General features: G+C 75.9%; 4 protein-coding genes. All 4 read left to right on the top strand.

The genetic code is table 11. From position 1 onward, the window contains the following. The first annotated feature begins 199 nt into the window (after positions 1-199). The 4 genes from C892_RS29160 (at position 200) to C892_RS0118060 (ending at position 5,220) form a co-directional block, all read left to right on the top strand. The gene (locus tag C892_RS29160) at positions 200-1,405 is read left to right on the top strand and encodes a Wzz/FepE/Etk N-terminal domain-containing protein (protein WP_051060562.1); all 1,206 of its coding nucleotides are present in this window, start codon (positions 200-202) and stop codon (positions 1,403-1,405) included. Next, positions 1,405-2,919: an O-antigen ligase family protein gene (locus tag C892_RS0118070; RefSeq protein ID WP_017558330.1), complete on the top strand. Its 1,515-nt coding sequence runs from the start codon at positions 1,405-1,407 to the stop codon at positions 2,917-2,919. Before C892_RS29160 ends, C892_RS0118070 begins: the two co-directional genes overlap by 1 nt. Then, positions 2,916-4,154: a phosphotransferase gene (locus C892_RS0118065; protein ID WP_017558329.1), complete on the top strand. Its 1,239-nt coding sequence runs from the start codon at positions 2,916-2,918 to the stop codon at positions 4,152-4,154. The genes C892_RS0118070 and C892_RS0118065 overlap by 4 nt, the downstream gene beginning before the upstream one ends. A 109-nt stretch (positions 4,155-4,263) precedes the next feature. Continuing rightward, a complete protein-coding gene (locus C892_RS0118060; protein WP_017558328.1) occupies positions 4,264-5,220 on the top strand; it encodes a sulfotransferase family protein in 957 nt (318 codons plus the stop codon). Positions 5,221-5,315: the final 95 nt, after the last annotated feature.

Here is a 5,315-nt window from a genome sequence, read left to right as displayed (position 1 = left end):
CCCCGACTTTCCCGAGATCAACCAGGGTGTCGGTGCGGGCGGCGGGCCCACCGGCGCGCCGGGGGCGGCGCCATGGGCGTGTCCTGTTTCGGTTGTCCTCGAATCACGGGCCGAGCTCCCCTTCCCCGGGCCCGAAAACGACTACTCTAGGTATTCGAAAATTCACCACTAGTGGTAGTCAAGGAAGGACCAGGGCCGCATGGAGACCTCCGCCGCCGGACCGGACCTCAGGGACTGCGCGGACACGCTGCGCCGACGCTGGAAGGCCGTGGCCGCCGCCACCGCAGCCGGGCTGGTGCTGGCGGGGGCCGGGGCCGCCCTCGCGCCGCGCACCTATACCTCGACCACGGCCGTCCAGGTGCGCCCCACCGGGGTCGCCGAACTCACCGGCGAGCTGTCCGGGCGCACCAACGGCGAGGTCAACCTGGACACCGAGGCCCAGGTGGCGACCTCGGCGCGGGTCGCCTCGGCCGCCGCCGAGCGGCTGGGCGGCGGAGCCGACCCCGCCGACCTGCGCGAACGGGTGGAGGTGGAGGTGCCGCCCAACAGCAGCGTGCTGGAGATCTCCTACTCCGCGCCGACCGCGACCGCCGCCCGGGACGGGGCCGCCGCCGTCTCCGCGGCCTACCTGGACGACCGGAGCGCGCGGGTCGGCGAACTCATCGACGCCCGTCTGGCGGCGCTGGAGGAGCAGACGCAGGCGCGCACGGAGCGGATGGAGAAACTGGCCGTGGACGCGGCCAAGGGCGGGGCCGCCAAGCAGGCCCGGGCCGAGGCGCGGCTGGAGGCCGTGCAGAGCGAGATCTCCGACCTCAACGCCGAGACCGGGCCGCTGAGCGCGGCCGAAACCTCGCTGGTCCCCGGCCAGGTGCTCACACCGGCCGCGGTGCCGGAGTCGCCCTCGTCGCCGCAGGCGGTGCTGTGGGTGGCCGCCGGGGGGATGCTGGGGCTGGCCGCAGGGGCGGTCGGCGCCTTCGCCCTGGAGCGGCGGGCGCGCGGGCGCGCCGAGCAGGCCGGGGCCACCGGTGCCGCCGAGGGCACCGCTCAGAGCAGCACTGAGAACAGCACTGAGAGCAGCGCTGAGAGCAGCGCGGACAGCGCCGTCGGGTCCGGCACCACGGATGGAGCCCCGTCGAAGGCGCCGGACCGGACCGGGGGCGAGGCCGCCGAGACCGGCGAACCGGATCGGTCGACCGGGCAGGCCGAGACCGCTGAGGCGACTGAGGCGGCCGAGCAGACCGAGACGGCTGAGCAGACCGAGACGTCCGAGAGGTCCGATACGGCCGCCGATACCGGGGCCACGCCCGACGCCGACGCCGCTGCCGGTGGCGACGGGAACGGCGGCGACCGCGAGGAGGCGGACGGGGCCCAGCGCGAGGACGAGCCCGCCGGAGCCGGGCGCTGATGGGCGCCGCGGCCCAGGGCGGAACGGGGCCGCCTTCCGAAGTGCGCCGCCCCGGCGGCCCTGAGAATCCTCCGAGCCCCTCGACTCCTCCGAACCCGAACCCCACAGACCCGGAGAGCCCCGCGTCCCGCTCCCGCCGGCCGGGGCCCTTCCCCGGACGGGCCCTCGGACGGCTTCTGAAGAGCGCGCTGGAGCGCTCCACCCGGCCGGGATGGCCGGTCGTCTGGCTGTTCGCCGGGTACCCGCTGTGGTGGGCGCTGGGGCTGGGCCCCTTCGCGTTCTGGGCGTTCGCCGCCCCCATGGCCGTCGAGCTGGCCCGCCGCCACCGCACGCAGGGGGTCCGGTTGCCGCCGGGGTTCGGCCTCTGGGCGCTCTTCCTGCTGTGGGCGACCGCCGGGCTGGCGCTGGTCGGGATGGTGCCCGAGGGGACCCTTCCCGGGTCCGGCGGCCTGCTGGGCGCCCTGGTACGGCTCGGCCACTACCTGGCGCTGACCGTACTGCTGCTCTACATCGGCAACACCGGGCGCGAGCACCTGTCCGACCTCCGGATCGCCCGGGCGCTCGGCTGGCTGTTCGTGGCGACGGCGGCCGGCGGGCTGCTCGGCCTGGCCGCGCCCTACTTCGCGTTCACCTCGCCGATGGAGGTGCTGCTGCCGGCCGGCATCGCCTCGGACTCCTACGTCCAGGCGCTGATCCACCCGGCGTCGTCCCAGATCATGAACGACGTCCTGGCCTACGAGACGCCGCGCCCCAAGGCGCCGTGGGCCTACACCAACACCTGGGGCAACATGCTGTCGCTGCTGCTGCCCTGGCTGGCCGCGGCCTGGCTGATCGCCGGGCGCGGGTGGCACCGGTGGGCGGCCGCGGCCGCCCTGGCGGCCTCGGCGGCGCCCATCGTCTACTCGCTCAACCGCGCGCTGTGGGCGGGACTGGCGCTGACCGCCGTCCTGGCCCTGGTGCAGCTGGTGCGGTCGGGCCGGGCGGCCGCCGCGCTGTCCGGGGTGCTGGCGGTGGCCGCGCTGTGCGCGGTGCTGGCCGCCTCCCCGCTGATGGAGGTGGTGCGGGACCGGCTGGACAGCCCGCACAGCGACGACGGGCGCACCGCCACCAGCCTGGCCGCCGTCGACGCCGCGTCCCAGTCGCCGGTACTGGGCTGGGGCACCACCCGCGACATGCTGGGCAGCTCGGAGTCGATCGCGATCGGCTCCTCCCCGGAGTGCCCGGGGTGCGGCAACCACACCATCGGCAACAACGGACAGTTCTGGCTCACCCTCATCGCCAACGGGTGGGTCGGCACCGGGCTGTTCACCGCCTTCTTCGCCGTGGCCGCCTGGCGCCACCGGCGCGAACGGGACGCGGTGGGGTCCGCCGCCCTCCTATCGGTACTCCTGCTCTTCTGGTACATGTTCTTCTATGTCGCGCTGACGGCACCGCTGGCGGTCACGATGGCGGGCATCGCCCTGCTCTGGCGGCGGGCCCCCGGTGCCGCGGCGGCGGGGGGTGTCACGCGGTGAACGGGGAGACCACCTATCTGACGGACCTGGCCGAGGTGCTGTGGCCCTGCGGCGGGCTCCTGGGGCGGGGCGCCGAATGCGCGGACCGGCGCACGCCGCCCGCCGACCGCCCCGCCGCGTACGTGCGCGAGTACCTGCCGGTGCCCTCGGCCCACAACCCCCGGGTGATCCTCCCGGTCACCAACCGCTACGCGGCCGCCCGCGGCATCGCGGCCTTCGCCCAGCGCCACTCCTTCCGCGAGCGGGTGCGGGCGGCGCTGCTCACCACCGCCTTCGCCAGCGGGGTGGCGCCGCTGCTGCTGCGCGACCGGCTGCACGTGGGCAGCGGGCACACCATCGAGCACGCCCTGGCCGCCGCCCTGGACCGGGACGTGGTCATCGCGATCCACCTGGGACCGCCGCGGGCCAACCGCAAGCCGGTGCTGCTGCTGCTCACCCCCGCCGGCCGGGCCGTGGGCTATGCCAAGGTCGGGGTCAACGAGCTCACCTCGCGCCTGGTCCGGGCCGAGACGCGGGCGCTGCGCCGGCTGGCCGAGGCCCGCCTGCCCGACGTCACCGTGCCGCGGCTGATGCACGAGGGGGAATGGAACGGGCGGCCCCTGCTGGTGCAGGAGGCGCTGCCGGTCGGCGACCAGACCGACCGGCCCACCCGCCGCCAGCTGCTGCGCAGCGTGCTGCAGATCGCCGCGATGGACGGGTTCGGCGAGGGGTGCCTGCGCACCAGCGCCTACCGGGCGCAGCTGGAGCGGCGCATCGACGCGCTGGAGGGGCGGCCGGAGGCGCCCCGGCTGCGCGCGGCCCTGGAGGCGCTGCCCGATGTGCGGCTGCCCTTCGGGGCCTGGCACGGCGACCTCACCCGGTGGAACATCGCCGGAACGCCGCGCCGGGCCTTCGTCTGGGACTGGGAGCGGCTGGAGTCGGGGGTGCCGCTGGGCATGGACGCGCTGCACTACGAGCTCAACGAGTGCGTGCAGACCGGGGTGCAGGCGGGCGTGCAGCGCTGGCTGGACACCGGGGCGCGGCTGCTGTGCGACCCTCTGCTGGCCGATGCGGGGCTGCGCCCGCACGCGGTGCCCGCGGTGATGGCGCTGTACCTGGTCGACCTGGCCACCCGGTACCTGCAGGACCGTCAGGACGAGGCCGGGAGCCCGCTCGCGGCCGTCGACGACTGGCTCCTGCCCGCCCTGGAGGGGCTGGGCGAGCGCGCCGCGCACGAGGCCGGGCCCCGCAGATGACCCTCCGCCGGCGCCGCACCCGGGCGCCGGCGGCCGCGGCCCGCCCGCTCCGGCCGCGCCGACACTCGCGCCCCGCCGCGGGGCGCCACTCCGACACGTGAGGACACCCATGCGCTTCCCTACGGCCGGACGGCCCGTTCCCGCCCCGCTGAAGAACGCCGCACTGACCGCCGCCGACCTCGCCGGACACCTCGGGCGCCGCTCCCGGGCGCTCCCGGACTTCCTGATCGCCGGCGCCCAGAGGTGCGGGACCACCTCCCTGTTCAAGGCGCTGATGCAGCACCCCCAGGTGTTCGGGCCCACGCTGCGCAAGGGCGTGCACTACTTCGACACCGCCTACGGTCGGGGCACGGACTGGTACCGGAGCCGGTTCCCGCTGCGCCGCACCGTGCGGCGGGCCGCCTCGGGCGCGGGCGGCGCGGTGGGCGAGTCCAGCCCCTACTACCTGTTCCACCCGCTGTGCGCGGAGCGGATCGCCGCCGACCTGCCCGAGGCGAGGGTGGTGGTGATGCTGCGCGACCCGGTGGAGCGGGCCTACTCGGCGCACAGCCACGAGAGCGCGCGGGGGTTCGAGGACGAGCCGTTCGAGCGCGCGCTCGACCTGGAGGAGGAGCGCCTCGCGGGCGAGGAGGAGCGGCTGGCCGCCGACCCGCTGGCGCACTCCTACCACCACCAGCACCACGCCTACGTGGCCCGCGGCCGCTACATCGACCAGCTCCTGCGCCTGGAGAGGCACGTGGGGCGGGAGCGGATGTTCGTGGTCGACAGCGAGCGGTTCTTCGCCGAGCCCGAGCGGCACTTCCCCGAGCTGGAGGAGTTCCTGGGGGTGCGGCACTGCCCGGGCGTGGCGTTCGGACGGCACAACGCCCAGCCCCGCACCGCGCTGCCGGACCGGCTGCGAGGGCGCCTGGAGCGGGCCTTCGCCGAGTCCGACGAGCGGCTGGCCGAGTGGTGGGGGCAGACGCCCTCCTGGCGCTCCTCCCCCGACCGCGCGGCCCGTCCCGGGCCCGGCGCCGACCCGCCGGACGGCCCCTCCGGCGAGCGGTACGCGTCCGACCTGTACTGAACCGGCCCGCGCCGCCCTCCGGCCACCGCCCCACCCGGCCGAGCGACCTGACCGAGCGACCCGAACGAGCGGAGAACGATGGCGCCCGAGACCCC

It is taken from the genome of Nocardiopsis baichengensis YIM 90130, from assembly GCF_000341205.1.
GTDB lineage: Bacteria > Actinomycetota > Actinomycetes > Streptosporangiales > Streptosporangiaceae > Nocardiopsis_A > Nocardiopsis_A halophila.
The sequence above is the reverse complement of the archived record's forward strand: the minus strand, read 5'-3'. Positions and strand labels throughout refer to the sequence as shown.

Excerpts from the sequence above, each read along its gene's own strand:
- C892_RS0118070 (WP_017558330.1), top strand. The coding sequence starts at position 1,405 with ATGGGCGCCGCGGCCCAGGGCGGAACGGGGCCGCCTTCCGAAGTGCGC.
- C892_RS0118060 (WP_017558328.1), top strand. The coding sequence starts at position 4,264 with ATGCGCTTCCCTACGGCCGGACGGCCCGTTCCCGCCCCGCTGAAGAAC.
- C892_RS29160 (WP_051060562.1), top strand. The coding sequence starts at position 200 with ATGGAGACCTCCGCCGCCGGACCGGACCTCAGGGACTGCGCGGACACG.